The 18093-nt window shown below is 73.0% G+C and carries 19 protein-coding genes and 1 pseudogene; 9 read left to right on the forward strand and 11 right to left on the reverse strand.

Annotated features, from left to right (window positions below; all coding sequences use genetic code 11):
• Positions 1–13: 13 nt before the first annotated feature.
• Entirely contained in the window at positions 14–1024 is a 1011-nt protein-coding gene (locus ACIBPB_RS06465) for a polyprenyl synthetase family protein (RefSeq protein ID WP_396838527.1), read from the forward strand.
• A gap of 117 nt (positions 1025–1141) precedes the next feature.
• The gene (locus ACIBPB_RS06470) at positions 1142–2371 is read left to right on the forward strand and encodes a PucR family transcriptional regulator (RefSeq protein ID WP_396838528.1); all 1230 of its coding nucleotides are present in this window, start codon (positions 1142–1144) and stop codon (positions 2369–2371) included.
• Positions 2372–2375: 4 nt separating this feature from the next.
• Here ACIBPB_RS06470 and ACIBPB_RS06475 read toward each other — a convergent pair whose 3' ends face one another.
• Positions 2376–2606 (reverse strand): hypothetical protein, encoded by a 231-nt coding sequence (locus tag ACIBPB_RS06475; RefSeq protein ID WP_046567546.1) that lies wholly within the window; start codon positions 2604–2606, stop codon positions 2376–2378.
• 55 nt (positions 2607–2661) lie between these two features.
• On the reverse strand, positions 2662–2886 hold the full coding sequence (locus ACIBPB_RS06480; RefSeq protein WP_396838529.1) for a hypothetical protein: 225 nt from the start codon (positions 2884–2886) through the stop codon (positions 2662–2664).
• A 513-nt stretch (positions 2887–3399) separates the two neighbouring features.
• Here ACIBPB_RS06480 and ACIBPB_RS06485 point away from each other — a divergent pair.
• Together ACIBPB_RS06485 and ACIBPB_RS06490 are read left to right on the forward strand one after the other, a co-directional pair.
• A complete protein-coding gene (locus tag ACIBPB_RS06485; protein WP_396838530.1) occupies positions 3400–4251 on the forward strand; it encodes a rod shape-determining protein in 852 nt (283 codons plus the stop codon).
• Positions 4248–4562, forward strand: coding sequence for a TraR/DksA family transcriptional regulator (locus tag ACIBPB_RS06490; RefSeq protein ID WP_396838531.1), 315 nt, complete (start codon positions 4248–4250; stop codon positions 4560–4562). The genes ACIBPB_RS06485 and ACIBPB_RS06490 overlap by 4 nt, the downstream gene beginning before the upstream one ends.
• Positions 4563–4708: 146 nt before the next feature.
• On the opposite strand, the gene ACIBPB_RS06495 is transcribed toward ACIBPB_RS06490, so the two are convergent.
• Entirely contained in the window at positions 4709–7666 is a 2958-nt protein-coding gene (locus ACIBPB_RS06495; protein ID WP_396838532.1) for a M4 family metallopeptidase, read from the reverse strand.
• A 176-nt stretch (positions 7667–7842) separates the two neighbouring features.
• Positions 7843–8901, reverse strand: a complete 1059-nt coding sequence (locus tag ACIBPB_RS06500; protein ID WP_396838534.1) for a glycoside hydrolase family 43 protein — start codon at positions 8899–8901, stop codon at positions 7843–7845.
• Between the two features lie 218 nt (positions 8902–9119).
• On the opposite strand from ACIBPB_RS06500, the gene ACIBPB_RS06505 reads away from it, so the two are divergent.
• Complete coding sequence (locus ACIBPB_RS06505) at positions 9120–9731, forward strand: TetR/AcrR family transcriptional regulator (RefSeq protein WP_396838535.1); 612 nt, start codon at positions 9120–9122, stop codon at positions 9729–9731.
• Between the two features lie 147 nt (positions 9732–9878).
• Here the strand turns inward: ACIBPB_RS06505 and ACIBPB_RS06510 are convergent, their stop codons facing one another.
• From ACIBPB_RS06510 to ACIBPB_RS06520, 3 genes are all read right to left on the reverse strand, one after another.
• Positions 9879–10199 carry a DMT family transporter gene (locus ACIBPB_RS06510; RefSeq protein ID WP_396838537.1) on the reverse strand — a complete coding sequence of 107 codons (321 nt, stop codon included), beginning with the start codon at positions 10197–10199 and terminating at the stop codon, positions 9879–9881.
• A complete protein-coding gene (locus ACIBPB_RS06515) occupies positions 10196–10876 on the reverse strand; it encodes an FMN-dependent NADH-azoreductase (protein ID WP_396838538.1) in 681 nt (226 codons plus the stop codon). Before ACIBPB_RS06515 ends, ACIBPB_RS06510 begins: the two co-directional genes overlap by 4 nt.
• A gap of 164 nt (positions 10877–11040) precedes the next feature.
• Positions 11041–11970, reverse strand: coding sequence for an alpha/beta fold hydrolase (locus tag ACIBPB_RS06520; protein WP_396838539.1), 930 nt, complete (start codon positions 11968–11970; stop codon positions 11041–11043).
• Positions 11971–12055: 85 nt separating this feature from the next.
• Here ACIBPB_RS06520 and ACIBPB_RS06525 point away from each other — a divergent pair, with 85 nt between their 5' ends.
• Positions 12056–12667 carry a CGNR zinc finger domain-containing protein gene (locus ACIBPB_RS06525; protein WP_396838540.1) on the forward strand — a complete coding sequence of 204 codons (612 nt, stop codon included), beginning with the start codon at positions 12056–12058 and terminating at the stop codon, positions 12665–12667.
• A 183-nt stretch (positions 12668–12850) separates the two neighbouring features.
• Here the strand turns inward: ACIBPB_RS06525 and ACIBPB_RS06530 are convergent, their stop codons facing one another.
• Entirely contained in the window at positions 12851–13369 is a 519-nt protein-coding gene (locus ACIBPB_RS06530) for a DUF2716 domain-containing protein (RefSeq protein WP_396838541.1), read from the reverse strand.
• A 91-nt stretch (positions 13370–13460) separates the two neighbouring features.
• Between ACIBPB_RS06530 and ACIBPB_RS06535 the strand changes: the two genes are divergently transcribed.
• Positions 13461–14516 (forward strand): hypothetical protein, encoded by a 1056-nt coding sequence (locus tag ACIBPB_RS06535; RefSeq protein WP_396838542.1) that lies wholly within the window; start codon positions 13461–13463, stop codon positions 14514–14516.
• A 17-nt stretch (positions 14517–14533) separates the two neighbouring features.
• Here ACIBPB_RS06535 and ACIBPB_RS06540 read toward each other — a convergent pair whose 3' ends face one another.
• The 3 genes and pseudogenes from ACIBPB_RS06540 to ACIBPB_RS06550 all read right to left on the reverse strand — a co-directional run.
• Positions 14534–15376: an aminoglycoside phosphotransferase family protein gene (locus ACIBPB_RS06540; RefSeq protein ID WP_396838543.1), complete on the reverse strand. Its 843-nt coding sequence runs from the start codon at positions 15374–15376 to the stop codon at positions 14534–14536.
• 40 nt (positions 15377–15416) lie between these two features.
• Entirely contained in the window at positions 15417–16073 is a 657-nt protein-coding gene (locus tag ACIBPB_RS06545) for a TetR/AcrR family transcriptional regulator (protein WP_396838544.1), read from the reverse strand.
• Between the two features lie 244 nt (positions 16074–16317).
• A pseudogene (locus tag ACIBPB_RS06550) lies at positions 16318–16593 on the reverse strand (transposase); the annotation flags it as partial.
• Between the two features lie 74 nt (positions 16594–16667).
• On the opposite strand from ACIBPB_RS06550, the gene ACIBPB_RS06555 reads away from it, so the two are divergent.
• Together ACIBPB_RS06555 and ACIBPB_RS06560 are read left to right on the forward strand one after the other, a co-directional pair.
• A complete protein-coding gene (locus ACIBPB_RS06555) occupies positions 16668–17216 on the forward strand; it encodes a hypothetical protein (protein WP_396838545.1) in 549 nt (182 codons plus the stop codon).
• Positions 17217–17575: 359 nt separating this feature from the next.
• Positions 17576–18016 carry a hypothetical protein gene (locus tag ACIBPB_RS06560; RefSeq protein WP_396838547.1) on the forward strand — a complete coding sequence of 147 codons (441 nt, stop codon included), beginning with the start codon at positions 17576–17578 and terminating at the stop codon, positions 18014–18016.
• Positions 18017–18093 lie beyond the last annotated feature (77 nt).

Here is an 18093-nt window from a genome sequence, read left to right on the forward strand (position 1 = left end):
GGCCCGGGGAGACGTGGAACGCACCCTGGAGCGCTACCGCGCGCTCACGCTCGGCGCGCTCCTCGACGACGTGCCCCCGGGCGGCCCGCGCTACCTCTACGACCTGGTCAGCGAATATCCGCGGCGGTGGGGCAAGGGGCTGCGCGCGGCGCTGTGCCTCGCGACCGGCCGGGCGTTCGGTGGCGCGCCGTCGGTGGGGCTCAACGCCGCGGTGACCGTGGAGCTGTTCCACAACGCCTTCCTCATCCACGACGACATCCAGGACGCCAGCGAGCAGCGGCGCGGGGAGGAGACCCTGCACGCCCGGTACGGGGTCGGCGTGGCGTTGAACGTCGGCAACATGACGAACCTGCTGGCGTTGCAGCGGCTCGCCGCGAACCGGGCGGCGCTCGGCTCCGGGATCGCCTGGCGGCTGTTCGAGGAGACCGAACTCATGCTGCGCCACTCGCTGGAGGGGCAGGCCATCGAGATCGGCTGGATCCGGGACAACGTGTGCGACCTGGACGCGGACGACTACTACCGGATGTGCCTGAAGAAGACCTCCTGGTACACCTGCATCTACCCGTGCCGTACCGGGATCCTGGCGGCCACCGGCCGGCACGACGCCGTCGACGTGCTGGACCGTTACGGCTGGTACCTGGGTGCGGCGTTCCAGATCCAGGACGACGCGCTCAACCTCACCGGCGACTACGCCCGGTACGGCAAGGAGATCGCCGGTGACCTGTGGGAGGGCAAGCGAACCCTGATCCTCATCGACTTCATGCGGCGGTGCACCGCGGACGAGCGCGAGCGCCTGCTCGGCTTCCTGAGCCGTACCCGCGCGGAACGCACCGCGTCCGAGGTGCGTTGGCTGCACGGTCGCCTGCTGGCGTACGACTGTGTGGAGGCGGCGCGCGGCAGCGCCCGGGAACTCGCGGTGGCGGCCCGGCGGGAGGGGCAGCGGGCGCTGGGCGCCGCCGCCGAGACGGCCGACGGTCGCTTCCTGCTCGACCTGGCGGAGTACGTCGTGGAGCGCAGCCGCTAGACCCGGTAGCCCCCGACCGGTCCGCGTCGCTCGGGAGCCCGTCGGCGTCCGGCCGCCGGCAATAGGCTGGACGGATCGGGCCGGCGTTCGATGCCGGCCCCGCCCGGGGAGACCACGATGACCGAGAGCGCCCGCCGACCGGATCGGGCCGGGGTGCCCGGCGACGACGGGTGGCTGACCGAGGTGGCCCGCGCGGCCAGCGCCGACGCCGGCGGCGTACCGGTGGAACTGCTCGGCGACTATCTACGGTTGCTGACCGAGGCGGCGGTGACCGGCCGCCGGCCGCGCCGCGGCGAACTCGACGCGGTGGGCGCGCTCGGCCGACGCGCCGCCGAGCAGGGCATCTCCGCGGGCCGCGCCGTCCGGCTCTACCTGTCGGCGGCCCGGCGGCTCTGGCGGCGGTTGCCGCACCTGGCCTCGGCCACCGACAGCGAGACGGTGCGGGCGGCGGCCGACGCGGTGCTGCACGTGGTCGACAGCGCCGTGGCCACACTCGCCGAGGGCTACGCGGCGGCCCGCCGGGAACTGGTCCGGCGGGAGGAGACGCTGCGCCGGGAACTCGTCGACGACCTGCTGCGCGGCGACTCCGACCTGGGTGGGCTGGTCGAGCGGGCCGAGCCGTTCGGGCTGGACCTGGCCCGGGTCCACCAGGTCGCGCTCGCCGCACCGGGCCACCGCCTGCCGGATGCCGAGTCGGCGATCAGCGCGCTGGAGCGGGTCATCTTCGACCGGCTGGGTGACCGGGACGTGCTGGTGGCCACGAAGGAAGGGCTGCTCGTCGTGATCGCCCCGGCGGACCCGGTGACGCCGGACCGGGGCGCGGGCGACGGCGGTCCCGGGCCGGCGCTGGGACGGCTGATGCACGGCGAGTTGGACCGGCTGGTCCGGGGCCGGCCGTGGCAGGTGGCGGTGGGCCGCCCGCACCCGGGCCTGTACGGGATCGCCCGCTCCTACGAGGAGGCCCGCGAGGCGCTGACCACGGCGCGGCGGCTGCACACCGACACCGCCGTGATCGACGCCCACGACCTGCTCATCTACCGCGTCCTGCTGCGGGACCAGGCGGCGATGGTGGACCTCGTGCAGGCGGTGCTGACCCCGCTGAGCCAGGCCCGGGGCGGCGCCGAGCCGCTGCTGGACACCCTGAACGAGTACTTCGGGTGCGCCGAGGTCGCCACGGAGGCGGCCCGCCGCCTGCACGTGTCCGTCCGCACCGTCACCTATCGGCTGGGCCGGATCCGGGCGCTGAGCGGCTATGACCCCGCCGACCCGCGGGACCGGTTCACCCTGCACGCCGCCGTGCTCGGCGCACGCGCACTGGACTGGCCCCGTCGGCCGTTGCCGGCCTAGCGGGTCAGGCCGGCACGGCGACCACTTCCGGGAAGCCGAGCAGGGCGGCCAGCGCGCTGGCCTCACTGCGGGTCAGGGTGAGGGTGACCATGCCGTCCGGATCGTTCGGGTCGTCGTGGACGACGTCCCGGCGGTCGCCCACCAGGTACTCCACGATGCCGATCCGGCGGCCCTCCCGGGTGGTGAAGATGTGCCGTACGCCAATGCCGGGCAGCGTCGTGCGTTCGATGTTCACAGCGGATGCTCCTTGCGGGACGGCTGCCCAGGGCCGGCCGGGAGCGGGGCCGGCGCTACGGCAGCACGGTGGACGATCGTTCGGCTCGCACGATGGACGGCGGCGCCCGGTCGGCCGACCAGGCGGGCACGCAGCCCGCGACGGCACGGTTCAACCGGACCACGATGCACATGCCGAACGCGTAGCCGGCACGAAGCGCCGCGAGGACAACCGCCAGCACGGCCAGCATCGACAGCGCGAGCGACCGCTGCGCGCCGGCGGGGTGCTGTCGGTTCTCCATGCGGCCAACCATAGCCGCTGAACACCGCCGCGTGGCCGACATGCGCAGGTCACCGGGGCGGCGACCACGGGCCGCCACCAGCGGTGACGGCGGCCGGACGGGACGCGATGGTGTTCTCCGGCGGCCGGCAATCAAGCGGGCTCTTGTTGGCCGGCCACGCGCAATGCCAACGTCGTGCTTCCGGGCGACGCTGGAGGTCCGACGCGTACCCGAGCAGCGAGGAGGCGGTGATGATGACCCGTACGCCGGTGGCCACCCCACCCGTGTTCGCCGGTTGCCCGCCGCTGTCCCGGCGTGCGCCGGCCCCGGTGGCCCGATCCGGGCCGCGGCGGCCCGCCGCCCGGACCGGCGAGGTTCTCCCGCCGCCGCGTGGTGGACGTCCCTGAGCCCCGGCGGGTCGACGCCGTAGCGAGCGCACCGGTCTGACGGTCGCCCCACCGCCCGACCGCCCATCCACCGCACCCCACCCCCGCCGCCGCGACGGCCGGGGGTCTCACCGTAGAAGAGGTCGGTATGCCCGGCAACGTCACTTCCGTACACCCACCGGCCCGCACCGGGATGCTGGTCGGCCGGTCCCACACCACCCGCCCGGTGGTGTCCGTCGCGCCCGAGCCGGTCGCCGTGGACCTCGGCAGCGCCCAGCTGCGGATCTGGCTGGGACCGCACGGCACGCTGAGCGTCCCGGTCGGCCAGGGCCTGCGGACCCCGGTGGTACGGCGCGGACGCATCGTCGACGGTCCGGCCTGCACCACCGAACTGCGGCGGCTGCTGCAGGACCACCGCATCCCGCTGCCGGTGGGCTCGTTCGTGGTGGCCTGCCGTCCGGTCCTCGCCACGCCGGCCGACCAGGAGGCCACCCGCCGGGTGCTCAACGCCGTACTCGCGCCGGCCCGGCTGCTCTTCGTCGACAGCGTCCGCGCGGGCGCCATCGGCGCGGGCGCCGCCGCCGGCACCCTGCTGCTCGCCGACATCGGCGCCCAGCTCACCGAGGTGGCCCTGCTGGAGCACGGCCGGGTGGTCGCGGCCCGGCGCGCCGAGGTCGGCACCCGGGACCTGAACCACGCGGTGACCGCCGGCATGCTCGCGGACACCGCGACCAGGCTGATCCGGGAGTTGCGGCAGGCGCCGGCGCTGCGGCAACCCGTCCGGGCCGCCCTGGCCCGGGGCGTCGTCGTGATCGGCGACGGGGCCACCCGACCCGACCTGACCGCCCGGCTGGTCGCCACGCTGGGCGCGACCGTGCACCGCGCGGCGGCACCGCGCACCGCCGCGCTGACCGGCGCCGGCATGGCCGCCGTCGCGGCGACCCGACACCCGTTGGCCGACCGGACCCGGCCGCCTTCCGGAAAGGACGAGCGACAATGACGCACACCCTCGAAGACCGCACCGAAGCGCTGCGCGAGTTGCTGGAGCGCCAGTTCCAGGAGCACACCGACCAGCTCGCCGCGCTCACCGTGCACTCCCGGCAGCCCGACCACGGCGGTCACGACCCGGACACCCTGCGCCGGCTGATCGAGGTGGCCCAGCAGGGTGTCGCCGCCACCGCGCAGGCGCTGCGGCGGATGTCCGAGGGCACCTACGGCGTCTGCGACCGCTGCGGCCAGGACATCCCGACGGCGCGGCTGGAGATCCTGCCCTCCGCCCGCTGTTGCGTACCGTGCCAGCAGCGTGGCTGACCGGTCCGGGATCGTCCACCGGCCGGCAGCGCGGCCGGCCGGCACGGCGCGCCGGGAACCCCACCAGCGGGTTCCCGGCGCGCCGTTGGGCGTCGGGCCGGCGGGTTCCCGGCGCGCCGCCGGGCGTCGGGCTGCCTAACCGGGGCTCACCGGCAGGACTTCGCGCCCGTCGCGTACGCCAGGCCGAAACCGCCCGCCGACGAGTCCAGGTAGATCACGTCGCGCGCCGCGCCCGCCGTCGCGAACATCTGCGCGCCCGGACTGCACGACGCCGGGCCGACGTACGTCCCGTCGAACCGGTACTGCTTGAGCTTCGGGTTGAGCGAGTTGTCCGGGTAGCCGCCGGTCGCCAGCCAGCGGTCCACGGGTGCCTCCTCGGTGATCGTAAGGGTGGTGTCGGAGAGCGTGAGCACGTCGGCCCGCTTCGCCTGCGGTGAGTTCTCCTCGAAGAGCAGGTGACTCGTGCCGGTGGCGAAGTCGAAGAGCCGCACCGAGTCGTGGTACGTCCCCTGGCTCCACGCGCCGTCGACGTAGCGGCCGTAGTCGCGGTTGATCACCCAGGCCACGGCGGTCCCGGACACCTGCGGGTAGCTCATCGTCTCGGCGCCCGGGTCACCGCCGGCGAAGGTCGTCTTCCCGGTCGCGACGTCGTACACCTCGACGCCCAGCGACCACCAGGTGCCGTCGGGGTTGGGCTGCGCGAGGTCCTCGTACCGGACGTAGGAGATCTTCCCGTTGCGGACGCTCGGCGCCGTGGCGTTGCCGACCCAGCCGGGGTGGGCGAGGGTGTGCACGGTCGGCGAGTCGCCCCGCAGGTAGCGCACGACGTCCAGGTAATCCTGCTCGGGGTCGTACTGGCTCCACGCCACCACGGTGCCGTCGAAGCCCAGGCCGTCGATGCGGTACGGGGAACGGTAGAGCTCCTCGACCTCGCCGCCGCCGACGGGCGCCGACAGGATGCGGTCGATCTCCCACGTCGGCGAGTCGGCGTTCGTCTCGACCGACAGCCACACGACGCGCTTGCCGTCGGTGTGCGGGAAGCTGTGCACGTTCCCGTCGTCCGGGGAGATCCGGTACGGCGTGTTCCTGCCGTTGGTGCGGCCCACCCAGATCGAGGTCGGCTGGGTGTGGTTCGCGTCCGAGCGCGGCACGGCGAACCAGCCGCCGGCCATGCTCGCCGTCATGTCGACGTACATCCCGGTGTTGAGCCGGTCGACCAGCAGGTCGGTCTTCTTGCCGTACAGGCCCGCCTTCCACTTCGCGGTGATCCCGCGCGAGTCGAACGCGGCCTGCACCACCGTGAGGTCCTTCCTGCTCAGACCCCACGACCGGGCGGAGGCGAGCACCGCCTCGCGGGCGTCGACGAAGTCGGACATCGGCGCGAGGTAGTCGGTGAGCGCCCGGTAGACGATCTTGTCAGCGACCGGGCCACCGAACGCCTGGCGCAGGTCCCACAGCGCCCCGGAAACGATCGTCGAGTTGAGGTGCACACCGCCGTCGTCCATCGCCGGCGTGTCCATCAGGTGCTGGAAGTCCGCGGTGGTGGCGCCGTCGTCGAGGTTGCGCAGGGCGCACCGGGCCGGAGCCAGGGTGCGGCAGAGGTCGCCGCCGAGCAGGCTCGCCTCCGGGTCGGACATCGACGTGCCGGACGCGTCGACGTCGATGGCGTTGCCGAAGTAGTCGGCGATGGCCTCGTTGAGCGCGCCCGGCTGGCCGCCGTAGACCAGGTTGGCGGTGTGCTCCACCACGCCGTGCGACATCTCGTGGCCCACCACGTCGGGGTCGGCGGCCAGCGGCAGGTACTCGTCGTCGCCGCTGCCGTACACCATCCGGGTGCCGTCCCAGTACGCGTTGACCCACGGGTAGCCGCCGTAGGTGATGCCGACGATCGAGTCGATCGGCATGCCCGCGCCGTCCAGGCTGTCGCGCCCGAGTTCGGTCTGGTACCACTCGAACACCTTCGCGGCGTCCCAGGCCGCGTCGACGGCGCCGGCGTCGGTCAGGTCGGCCCCGAGCGTGGTGGTCGGCGACGCGAACGGCGCGACGCCCTCCGGCCACCCACCCTCGAGCAGGTCGTAGTAGTCCCGGCCCCGGCCGTCCCAGGTGGTGATGGGGACCGTCCGGCCGTCCTTGCGGGCGTGCGTCCGGTCCGTCATGAGGTAGCCGTCGGCGCCGTCGGGACGGACCAGCGGGATCGGCACCGTGGCACCGTGCAGGGTGGTGCCCGTGCCGGCGACCGGCGTCGCGCCGGTGCCCGTGGCGGTCGCCGCCGGCGCGGCCTGCGGCGCCTTGGCGGTCCCGCGGGCGGCCAGGGCGGCGGCCTGCTGCGCGGTGGCGAACGTCTTGATCCGGCTGACGCTGAGCAGCGGCACGCCGTTCGTCGCGCCCACGTACACGTCGCGGAGCACGGGCTGGCCCGTCGCGACGTCGCTGCCCTTGACCAGCACCCGCCGGGCGAGCACGCCGGTGCCGGTCGGCATGACCACGAGCCCCTGGTCGGTGCCGGTGAGGTCGGCGCGGGCCGGGTCGGGCTTCGGGCCGGGCCGCGGGGCGCGGGCCACCACGGCCGCGCCGGGGTGCAGGCTCCTGCGTACGTCCTCGACGGCCCGGGCGATCGCGATGTCCGCGGGCAGCGGGGTGGCCGTGGTGTCGACGTCGAGGTCCGTGAAGTAGGTGCCCGAGGTGCCGGTCACCGTACGTGTGCCGGCCTTCTTCTCCATCCGCACCACGTACTGGGCGCCGAACACGGGCAGGCCGCGGTACTTCTGGTTCAGCCGGACCGTCTCCCGCGCGCCGTGCGTGTCGACCCGCCCGGTGGTGAGCGTGCCGGCCGGGTCGGCGATCCGGTAGCGGTCCCGGTGGCCCGCGAGGTGGGCCCGCGCGGCCTGGTCCGGTGCGATCGTGGCGTCGGCCGGGTCGGCCAGGTCGTCCACGAGCGCGGGGGTGTCCGTGGCGGGCGCCACGGTGGCCGGGACGGACGCCTCGGCGGCCGTGGTCGTGCCCGCCGGCGACGGGCTCGCCGCGTTCGCGGCCTGTGCGGTGGTGCCGAGGAGGGCGGCCGCCGCCAGGACGGCGAGGGCGGGTGGTGCCTTGAGACTTCGCAACTGTTGCTCCTGCGTGGTGAGGACCGCGTCCGGCCCGGCCGGCTCGGTGCGGCACGGGCTCCGCTCACCCTCACCGCGCTGTCGCCACCGCCACAAGAACGACTTTGCGCAGCTGCGCAAGTCGGAAGCGCGCGGAAACCCCGCGCCGGAGCACCGGTGCGGCGCGCCGCCGGCGGTCACCGTGGCACGGTGCGGATCCCACCGTCCTGGTCGTACTCGAGCGGAGCGATCCGCACGTCGCGCAGGTGGTCGACACCGGACCGGCTGGCGTCGTGGTACAGCAGGTACCAGTCGCCGCCGACCTCGACGATCGAGCCCTGCGTCGTCCAGCCGTCGACCGGTTCGAGCACGGTGCCGCCGTAGGTGAACGGACCGTACGGCGAGTCGCCCGTCGCCCACGCCAGCTGGCGGCTCTCCCCGGTGGAGTACATCAGGTAGTAGCGGCCGGCGCGCCGGTGCACCCACGACCCCTCGAAGAAGCGGCGCGGGTCGCCCTGCCGCAGCGGCCGGCCGGCCTCGTCGAGGACGACGACCTCGCGGACCGGCTCGGCCAGGCCCAGCAGGTCGTCCGTGAGCCGCGCGACGCGGGGGCCGAGGGCCGGCTCGTCGTTCGCCGGATACGTGTCCGTCCCCACGTACGCGCCGTTTCGCCAGCGCTGCAGTTGCCCGCCGAGGATCCCACCCTGGTAGAGGTACGTCGTCCCGTCCTCGTCGGTGAACACGGCCGGGTCGATGCTCTGGCTGCCGGCGATCGGCTCCGGCTCGGCGACGAACGGGCCGGCCGGGTCGGCCGAGGTGGCCACGCCGATCCGGAAGATCCCGTCGCGGTCCTTGGCCGGGAAGAACAGGTAGTAGCGGTCGCCCTTGCGCGCGGCGTCCGGGGCCCAGAGCTGCCGGTCCGCCCAGGGTATGTCCGCGAGGGCGAGGGCGACCCCGTGGTCGACGACCTCGCCGCCGACCTGCGCCATGGACAGCACGTGGTAGTCGCGCATGTCGTACTGGCTGCCGAGCCGGTCCGGTGGCACGCCCGTGTCGACGTCGTGCGACGGGTACACGTAGAGCCGGCCGGCCCAGACGTGGCCCGACGGGTCGGCGGTGTGGATGTGCTCGACCAGCGGTCCGTCCGCTGTGGCGGAACGCGCGGTCGGCTGGCCGGTCGTGCCGCTGTCGCAGCCGACCAGGGCGGTGACGGCGGTGGCGCCGGCGACGGCTCGGACGATTCGGCGTGAGTGCACGGGGTTCCTCGGGTGGCCGGATCGGCGCCTACCCGCCCGGGCGGATGGGCGCCGGCGCTGGTGATGTTCCGGGCCAGCCTAATGGTCCGGGCACGGCCGAGCGGTCCGGCCGGGCAGCCATCCGACCGGTGGGATCACCGTCGGGTACCGGCCCTTCGCCGGCCAGGCGCGCCGGCGCCGTCCATTCGGACGCCGCGTCCACTTGCTAGGCTGGGTCGGTGAACGGCCGCACCGACCGGTTGACCGGGGATCCGCTCGGCGCTCGCGCCCAGGGTGAGCGGGCCGACGCGGCCCGGAACCGGGCGCGGGTGCTCGCCGCCGCCAGGACCCTGTTCGCCGGCGGCGATCCGCGCAGCGTCACGATGGAGGACATCGCCCGGGCCGCCGGCGTGGGGCGCGCGACCCTCTACCGGCGCTACCCGGACACCGCGTCGATCGCCCAGGCCCTGCTCGACGACCACGAGCGCGACCTCCAGCAGCGGATGATGTCCGGGCCCCCGCCGCTCGGCCCCGGCGCTCCCCCGGCCGAACGGCTGGCGGCCTTCTACGCCGCGATGGTGGACCTGCTCGAGCAGCACCTGCCGCTCGTGCTCGGCGCCGAGGTCGGGCCGGCGCGCTTCGCCACCGGGGCGTACGGCTTCTGGCGGGCACACGTGCGGGCGCTGCTGGCGCAGGCCGCCGCGCCGCAGATCGACGCCCTCGTCGACGTGCTGCTCGCGCCGCTGGCCCCGGACGTCTACCAGTACCAGCGCGAGCAGCGCCGCCGCACGCCCGAGCAGATCGCCGCCGCCCTGCGCGCCCTCGCGTCCGGCGTGCTCGACGGCGGATGAGCCGTGCGGCACGGGTCCGGTGCCCGCTCCCGGACCCGTCCCCCACGGCCGTTCCCGTCCGGACCGACGAGGGCCGCCCGTTCCCAGCCGGACCGACGAGGGCCGCCCGCGCCGATCAGGGCGCCGCGCGGGCGGTGATCCCCACGCTCAGTCCGGGTTGGTGACCCGGGCGAGCACGATGCCGCCGACGATCAGGGCCAGCGCGGCGAACCGGCCGACACTGACCGGGTCCCGGTGCACGACGATGCCCAGCGAGATCGCCCCGATCGCGCCGATCCCGGTGAACACGGCGTAGGCGGTGCCGACCGGCAGCTCCTGCATGGCCCGGGACAGCAGGTACACGGCCGCGGCGCCGAGGACGAAACAGATCAGGGCCGGCAGCGGACGCGTGAAGTTCTGGGTGGGCTTGATGCTCTGCGACCAGACGATCTCGACCAGGCCGGCCAGCACCAGGGTCAACCAGGTCATGACCCGGCCCGTGCCGCGACGGGGCCTCCGCTGGCCAGGAGGCGGGCCAGGTCGGACGCCGCCCGCTTCGCCGCGTCGAACGAGGCGGCGTACGACTCGCGCCACCGCGCCAGCGTCGGGTCCACGGTCGAGTTCACGAACTCGGCGTTGATGACGGTGATGTCGTCCACCTGGAAGTGCCCCCGGAAGAAGTCGCGCAGGTAGCGCTCCTGATGGTCGACCGGCTCGCGGGGCGTGCCGGGCGCGTACGAGCCGCCGCGCGCGGAGACCACGACCACCGTGGCGTCCAGCGAGGCGCGGGGGAACGTCACCTGGTCGAGCCAGAGCTTCAGGCTCGCCGGGATCGAGAAGTTGTACATCGGGACGCCGATGAGCAGCACGTCGGCCGTGACCAACTCGGTCAACAGCGGCTCGACGACCGCCCACGCCGCCCGCTGCGCCGGGGTACGCACTCCTTCGACCAGGCGGACCGGATCGGTGATGCCGTGCGCGAGGGCGTAGTCGCAGAGTTCCGTCCACGCCTCGCCGATCACCGGAACCGGATCCGCGGCGAGGTCCCGGTAGGTGTAGGTGCCCGCCGGGCTCGCCGCCCGCCACTGCTCGGCGAACACCCTGCTCAGGGCGCGGGAGTGCGAGGCGCGGCGGGCACTGGTGTCCAGGTGCAGCAGATGGGCCATGACAACCTTCCCCTTCTTCCCCGACATTCGAACACCGTGTCCGCTTACGGGGTCGACCCTAGCAACGAACCGGACGTCGCGTCCATTTCCGTTCGCGGCGTGACGCCCGCCACACCGGACCGACCACGGCACCCGCTCGACGGATCGGTCCAGACAGGAGCGCCCTACCCCGTCGCGGCGGCCGCCGACCGGTCGGCGCCGGCGGTCCGGTCGAGGAAGTCCGCCACCAGCGGCGCGATCTGCGGCAGCTTCTCCTCCAGCGCGAAGTGCCCCGTGTCGAGCAGGTGCAGCTCGGCGTCGGGAAGGTCCCGCAGGTACGCCTCGGCGCCCGGCGCGGGGAAGAACGGGTCGTTGCGCCCCCACACGATCAGCGTCGGGGGCTGGTGCAGCCGCAACCACTCCTGCCAGCGGTCGTACTGCCGGAGGTTCGACTTGTAGTCGAAGGCCAGGTCGAGCTGCGGCCGGCTGCGGCCCGGCTGGTCCAGGAAGTGCTGGTCCAGGGTCCAGCCGTCGGGGGCGACCTGGTCCGGGTTCGAGGTGCCGCCCTCGTACTGGCCGCGGGTGGCGGGCAGCGTCAGCAGCGCGCGGACCCGCTCCTCCGCGCCCGGGTCGGTGGGGCGCAGCGCGATGAAGTCCCGCGCCTGGTCCGACAGCCCTTCGAGGTACGCGTTGCCGTTCTGCACGATGAGCCCGGCCACGCGATGCGGGTGGCGGGTGGCGAGCCGGAAGCCCACCGGGGCGCCGAAGTCGAACAGGTACAGCACGAACCGGGTCAGCCCGAGGCGGTCGACGAACCGCTCGACCGCGTCGGCCAGGCCGTCGAAGGTGTAGTCGAACGAGCCGCCCGCCGTCGCCGGTGTCGGCACGTCGCTGTGCCCGAAGCCCGGGTAGTCCGGCGCGATGAGCCGGTGGTGGTCGCCCAGCGCGTCGATGAGCCGCCGGTACTGGTGCGAGGCGGACGGGAAGCCGTGCAGCAACAGGACCGGTGGCCGGTCCGCGCTTCCCGCCGCGGAGGGGACGGACTCCCGGTAGAAGAGCCGGAGCCCGCCCACGTCGAGGTGCCGGTGCACGACCCGGGTCACGCTCATCGTCATGGTCACACCCTTCTTCATAGCAATGTTGCATTAGGCATACCGGTGACCGTCCTAATGCGTCAAGAGGCCGGGATACCATTAGCCGGTGACGGACCTGACGCCGCTCGTGGGCGAGCCGCTGGCACTCGACCTGGTCAACACGGTGGTGCGGCAGGGCGGCGGCACCGTCGACCTGCTGGCCACCCCCGCACAGCTGCAGGCGTGGCTCGCCGCCCAGGCCGATCGCGTGCCCGACCTGCCCGCGGCGCCGGCCACGATCACGCCGGACGACGTGGCGATGGTCCAGGCCGTACGCGGCCACATCGCGGTCGCCGTCGACCACGCCCGGCGCGGCCTGGCACCGCCCGCCGACGCCGTCGCGTACCTCAACGACAGCCAGCGCCGGGCGCCCGCGATCCGGGAGCTGCGGTGGCTGTCGGGTGCCCCGCGGGCGCGCGTTCACCGCGACGGCAGCCTGGGTGCGCAGCTCGCGGCCCGCCTCGCCGAGGCCGCCGTCGACCTGCTCACGGATCCGGGGCTGGCCACCGTGCGGCAGTGCGAGGCCGAGAACTGCGTCGTGCTGTTCCTGCCGGCGCATCCCGGTCGCCGCTGGTGCTCCCGCACCCGGTGCGGCAACCGCGCCCGCGTCGCCCGGTACTACCGCCGGCACAAGGCCGGCCGGCCCGAGCCCGCCGGCGTCGACGATCCGCCCCGGTGACCGCGGCTCAGGCTCGCGGCTCGGAGCCGGTCAGCTCCGCCGGGTACGCGTCCAACTGCGCCACCATCTCGGCGGCGCCCAGGTGCCCGCTCGTCGGCGACCCCGAGCGCTCACGCCGATGTGGGGGCCGCGTCTCGGACTACGGCACCCCGTTCACGGACCATTCGTTCGCCGGATCCGCCCTCACCTCGTCACCCGCCGGCCGTCGCGCCTCATCGGCATGCCGAGGAGGTCGTGCAGGTCGGCTTCGACCAGGTCCAGCAGGTCCCCGCCGAACACGCACAGCGACAGCTCCCACGGATGGCCGAAGCTGCCGAACCGGAAGTCCTCCGCGAGGTAGATGTAGTAGTCGCCGTCCGGGTACGGCGACAACGGCCAGCCAGGCTGGCCGGGCGGATCGATGTTCTCCGGCCCGACCAGGCTGGGCCAGACCCGGTAACTCGGGTGCTGCCAGTCCAGGCACAGGATCGAACCCGGCCCCGCCAGCGCCGTGAACCCGGCCTGCACGACCTCGACCAGGCGATCCAGGCGCGGGTATCCGGGTTCCTCATCGAGGCCGTCCAGGCTCCAGGTGACCGACGGGGTCGGCTCCTTGATGGCCGGGTACCGGTGCATGCTGGGGCGGAAGTCGAACGCCGCGTCAAAGCGGTCCCACACCGCCTTCTCGGCGCCGGTCAGCTCGCGGTACGCCCTCATCGCCATCGCCGCACCCTACTCGCGGCTGCGCCGCCACAGCGTCCTCGTCTCCGGGGGCCGATTGCGTACCGGGGCGGTGATCGAGCACGCTGGGCCGGTGGCCGATCTTGACTTCTTCGTCGACGTCGTGGTCAGCGGCGCCGTGCTGGGCGTGGGCCTGGCGGAGTCACCGGAGGAGGTCGCCCGCGCGCTGGGCGGGGACTTCGCGGAGGAGCGGCGCCGCGCCGTCATGTGGCGGGACTACGGCCTGGTGGAGTTCTCCTGGGCTCGGCGTTCCGGTTCCGACTCCTGGCACGCGACCGGCTTCACGGTGCAGGCCCATCGTCTGGCGAACGTCGGGGTCACCGACGCGGTCGCGCAGCGGTACGGGCCGCTCGGGCGGCGGCTGCGGTTCGCCGAGTTGGACGCCGAATTGAACCGCCTCGGCTACCGCCTGCGGGAGATCACCGACCGCGCCGACGCGGACCACCGCCAGTACTGGCTCGCCGAGTCGCGGACCGCCCTCCTCGTGGCCACCACCGGGCATCACGGGCTGGTCGATGCCGGTGATGTCTGGTCGATCAGCGCACCGCATCCACCCGAGCGGGTGGCGGCGGGGATGCTCGGCGGGCAGCGCCAGGCCGTCAAAGACGGGTTGGCCCACCTCCTCCGCCTCGACGAGCATCGACGCCGGCAGTGGCTGGACCGCCGCCAGCCGGCCCCGAGCGAGCGAGCCAACTGGTGGCTGTCCCTGCTGCTGGTCATCGACCAGCAGCAGGGCGACCAGTCGGGCTGGCCGGCGGACTGGGCGGCGCTGCGGCTCTGGCTGCTGCGGCAGGGCCGCGCCCGGGCGGTGTTCACCGAGGCCGAGAGCGTCGGGAAGCTGGCGTACTTCGTGGCGGACCTGCGCCGTTCGGGCGTCGAGGTGGCGGAACTGCCGTCGGCCGACGAGATCGTCCGGGCCTGCCTGGATGCGATCCCCGTCGGCCGGCACGAGGTGGCCACCCTCGTCGACCGGCGCGACCTGCACGATCTCGATCGCACGCAGATGCGCCACTCCAGGCAGGCGAGGAATCTGGTCAACGCGGCCCAGTGGCACCTGGACGAGGTCCACGACCCGCACCTCGCCGCCGAACTGCGCGAGTGGATCGAGATCAAGCCGCGCCTCGTGTAGCCGCCGTTCGGGCGGCCTCACATCCGGGATCTCAACACGTCGAACTCGCAGCCGGGCAGGGACGGGTCGAAGCCGTGCTGGACCAGCCACCGGGCCGCCACCAGGCTGCGCCACGACCACCATCCGCGGATCACGTCGAGGTCGACATCGGTGCCGTAGCCGGCGACCACGTCGGCAAGGTGCTCCTCGTGCCCGAGCGTCAGGACGGCGAGGTCGTACAGGGCGTCGCCCTGGGCCGCCTCGGACCAGTCGAGCACGCCGGTGATCTCGTCCTCGTCGACGAAGACGTGGGTGATCTGCAGGTCGCCGTGCGTGAACACCGGTTTCCACGGCCGCAGCGCCACCTCGGCGACCTGGCGGTTACGGGTGACGACGTCCGGGGGGAGGACGCCGTTCGTGACCAGCCACCCGCATTCGCCGTCGAGGCGCGCTGCGATCTCGTCGAGCCGCCGACCGGGCCACGGCGGCAGGGGTGCGTCGTGCAGCGTCCGCACGGCCGCACCCGCCGCGGCCCACGCCGCCGGCGACGCGGGCGACGGCTCGCCGAGCCGGCCCAGCGCCGTCCCGGGCAGGGCGGCGAGCGCGAGTACGGGTGGCTTGCGCCACAGGACCCGCGGGGTGGGTATCGGCGCCAGAGCCATCGCCTCGACCTCGACGTCGGTACGCGCCGGATCGGCGTCGATCTTCAAGAACACCTCGCCGACCCGCAAGGTCGCCCGCTCGTCATGGGCGACGACGACCTCGACCTCTTCCACGTCGGCCATCATCGCGGAACGGTCATCGACGCGCTTCGGCTTTATTGCGGGTGAATCGGCGTCGCGGTGGCGCATCGCGCGCGGCTCGGCGTCGCGGTGGCGCACCGCGCCCGCGCGATCGGCCTGATCGCCCGAGCGGGCTCGATCAACGGGTCGGCTCGCCGGACGGCTGGGTGAGGAACGACTTGATGTATTCCAGTGCCATGTCCAGGGCGACCTCCATGGGCGCCACGTCGTGCGCGGCGTTCGCCAGCAGGTAGCCGCCCTGCAGGGCCGCCATCAACCCGGTGGCCAGTTTCTCCGGGTCGGCGTCCTGGCGCAGCGCGCCGCTGTCCCGCATCCGGTGCAGACCGTCGCTGATCAGCTTCTGCCATTCCGCGAACGTCTCGGACAGCATCGATCGCGCCTGCTCATCCTGATCGGACAGCTCGACGGCCATCGACCCGAGGCCGCACCCGTACCTGCCGTTGTTCAGCGAGTTGGCCTGGACCAGCGCGTTACGCCAGCGGACCAGCCCGGAGAACGATCTCAACCGTTCGAGCCCGCCGCGCTCGCGCTGAAGCACGAGCGCGCCTCGATATCTGACCAACGCGCGGACGAGTTCCTGCTTGTCGGCGAAGTGGTGGTAAAGCTGGGACTTGCTGGTCTGGCTCGCCTCGCGGACATCGTCCAGGGTCGTCGCGTTCACCCCGCGCACGAACATGAGGCGGTTCGCCGCCTCGAGGATCCGCTCGCGCGTCGCGATCCCCCGCTGGCTGATCCTCCGCGGCTTCGTCGGCGGAGCCACCTGCTCGTCGCCCATCGGCCAAGTGTAGCCAGCGGCAGGCCCGAAAAGGTCCGTGGCGGACAGGACCGTGGAGTCCGCCCGGCATCATGGCGCGTGCTGGCGGTGGGGACACCCAACGGCCGCGCCGACAGTTCATCAAGACGCGCCACAGCCCGGGATCGATCGCCAGGGCGAGGCATGTCGTGGACGGTGTGGTCCGGGACGGCTCGGCGTGCTCGCGGCCCGTCACCCGCTCGGGCCAGCCGGCGCGCGTGCGCAGGATCTGCGGCGTGAAGGACCCGGCCCGGTCGCGCGGCACGTCGATCTCCACCGGGCCGACGTCGGTGAGCACCGTCCTAGCCCGCACACCGTTGCCGGAGTTCCCGCCGTTCTTCCCCGCCGGGTCGCCCTTGTCATAACCCAGGTGATCGGTGATCTCAACTCCCAAGGCCGACTCCAGGACACGCTTCATCAACTGCCGCAACAGACCACCAGCGCCGGTCAGCTGCAGACCCGCCGCACGGGCCTGCTCCACCAGCTGGGCGACCAACACCACGTCGACACCATCGGCCGGCTGTCCCGACCCGTCCTTTCGCCACCTCTGTTGTGGCGTCCGTGCACCATGAGGCCATGAGCGCGTTGATGGACCAACTGCCGGCTTTGCTCGGCGTCCTCGTCGGAACAGGCGGGACCATCCTCGCCACCTGGATCGTGGACCGCTCGCGGTGGCAGCGCCAGCAGGCGGCGCGGTGGGACGAGCGCCGGCTTCAGGCGTACGTCGAGTTCGCCAACGCAGTCAAGGAAGTTCACACGTACGCGCTCCGGATCGCCAACCTGAACGCGCTTCGGCACGGCGTCGATCGCGAGAAGGCCCTGGCCATGATGGAAGAGGCCGACATCCGGCGCACAAAGACATGGGAGAGTGTCCTCCTCCTGGGCGACGCCGCATCGATCACTGCGGCTCGCGAGTGGCGCGCCGCAGTGACGGATATCGCCCGTTTTGCCCGCGGCATGACTTCCACAGGGTTCGAGCTGGCTGCTGGGCTCGGACATGCCAACGAGACACGCGATCGCTTCTACCAGGCGGCCCGGGCGAGTCTCGGCATCCGTGGATCGGCCGTACCTCAGTCGGACTGGCTGGCGGGAAAGTTGGACATCCCCGCACAGCAAGGCGCCTGAGCGAGCGGAACGCGTCGGATCTCTCCCCCTGGAGAGCCTGTCGCACTCGTCGTTGCGGCCGTCTGCTGGCTGATTGCAGAGCGAGCAGCACGGCGTGGCACACCAAGCTCACGTACATGCTTCCGCCGCTGTGGCTGGGGCCGGGTTCGTGGACAACGGCGCGCATCAGTGGTTCGAACCGTTCGGGTAGACGGCAGAGCCGCCACGGCCCAGACGGTCGAGCACTTCGGCGAGGATCTGGTCGTAGTAGTCGAAGCGGCCATCGTCGATAGCGTGGCGAGCTACCACCCCGCCGACCCATCGGCTGCAGTACCGATGCGCGACTGACCAAGGCCGCACCCGTGACACACTGTGGACGGATGCGCGACGATGCGGCATTGCTGGACGAGGCTATCGCCATGGCCTGCCGGGCCCACCACGGGCAGCGCTATCCGAGCCCCGAGCGGGAGCCGTACATCCAGCACCCCCTACGAGTCATGCTGGCGGTCACTCCATTTCGCGCACAAATGGTCGCAGTGCTCCATGACGTCCTCGAGGAGACGGCGGTGACCGCCGGTGACCTGCGGGCCGCCGGGCTCCCCGACGAGGTTGTCGCGGCAGTCATCGCGATGACCCACCGGCCGGAGGACACGTACGAGGAGTACATCGAGCAGGTGGCCGGTGACCCGCTGGCTCGCCAGGTCAAACTTGCCGACCTCGCAGACAACCTCGCCAACAACCAGCGGCTGGTACGTACGCCGGACGTGGTCGAGCGGATCGACCGCTACGAGCGGGCCATCCACCGCCTGCGCACAACCTGATCTTCGCATTCCCATCACCCGCTACAGCCTGATCGGGTGCGCGGATCTGCCGCTGACAGCGTCTGTGGGGTGTGGTG

Source organism: Micromonospora sp. NPDC049836 (assembly GCF_044465125.1).
Classification (GTDB): domain Bacteria; phylum Actinomycetota; class Actinomycetes; order Mycobacteriales; family Micromonosporaceae; genus Micromonospora.

Excerpts from the sequence above, each read along its gene's own strand:
- ACIBPB_RS06470 (WP_396838528.1), top strand. The coding sequence starts at position 1,142 with ATGACCGAGAGCGCCCGCCGACCGGATCGGGCCGGGGTGCCCGGCGAC.
- ACIBPB_RS06480 (WP_396838529.1), bottom strand. The coding sequence starts at position 2,886 with ATGGAGAACCGACAGCACCCCGCCGGCGCGCAGCGGTCGCTCGCGCTG.
- ACIBPB_RS06485 (WP_396838530.1), top strand. The coding sequence starts at position 3,400 with ATGCCCGGCAACGTCACTTCCGTACACCCACCGGCCCGCACCGGGATG.
- ACIBPB_RS06490 (WP_396838531.1), top strand. The coding sequence starts at position 4,248 with ATGACGCACACCCTCGAAGACCGCACCGAAGCGCTGCGCGAGTTGCTG.
- ACIBPB_RS06510 (WP_396838537.1), bottom strand. The coding sequence starts at position 10,199 with ATGACCTGGTTGACCCTGGTGCTGGCCGGCCTGGTCGAGATCGTCTGG.
- ACIBPB_RS06515 (WP_396838538.1), bottom strand. The coding sequence starts at position 10,876 with ATGGCCCATCTGCTGCACCTGGACACCAGTGCCCGCCGCGCCTCGCAC.
- ACIBPB_RS06520 (WP_396838539.1), bottom strand. The coding sequence starts at position 11,970 with ATGACGATGAGCGTGACCCGGGTCGTGCACCGGCACCTCGACGTGGGC.
- ACIBPB_RS06530 (WP_396838541.1), bottom strand. The coding sequence starts at position 13,369 with ATGGCGATGAGGGCGTACCGCGAGCTGACCGGCGCCGAGAAGGCGGTG.
- ACIBPB_RS06545 (WP_396838544.1), bottom strand. The coding sequence starts at position 16,073 with ATGGGCGACGAGCAGGTGGCTCCGCCGACGAAGCCGCGGAGGATCAGC.
- ACIBPB_RS06555 (WP_396838545.1), top strand. The coding sequence starts at position 16,668 with ATGAGCGCGTTGATGGACCAACTGCCGGCTTTGCTCGGCGTCCTCGTC.
- ACIBPB_RS06560 (WP_396838547.1), top strand. The coding sequence starts at position 17,576 with ATGCGCGACGATGCGGCATTGCTGGACGAGGCTATCGCCATGGCCTGC.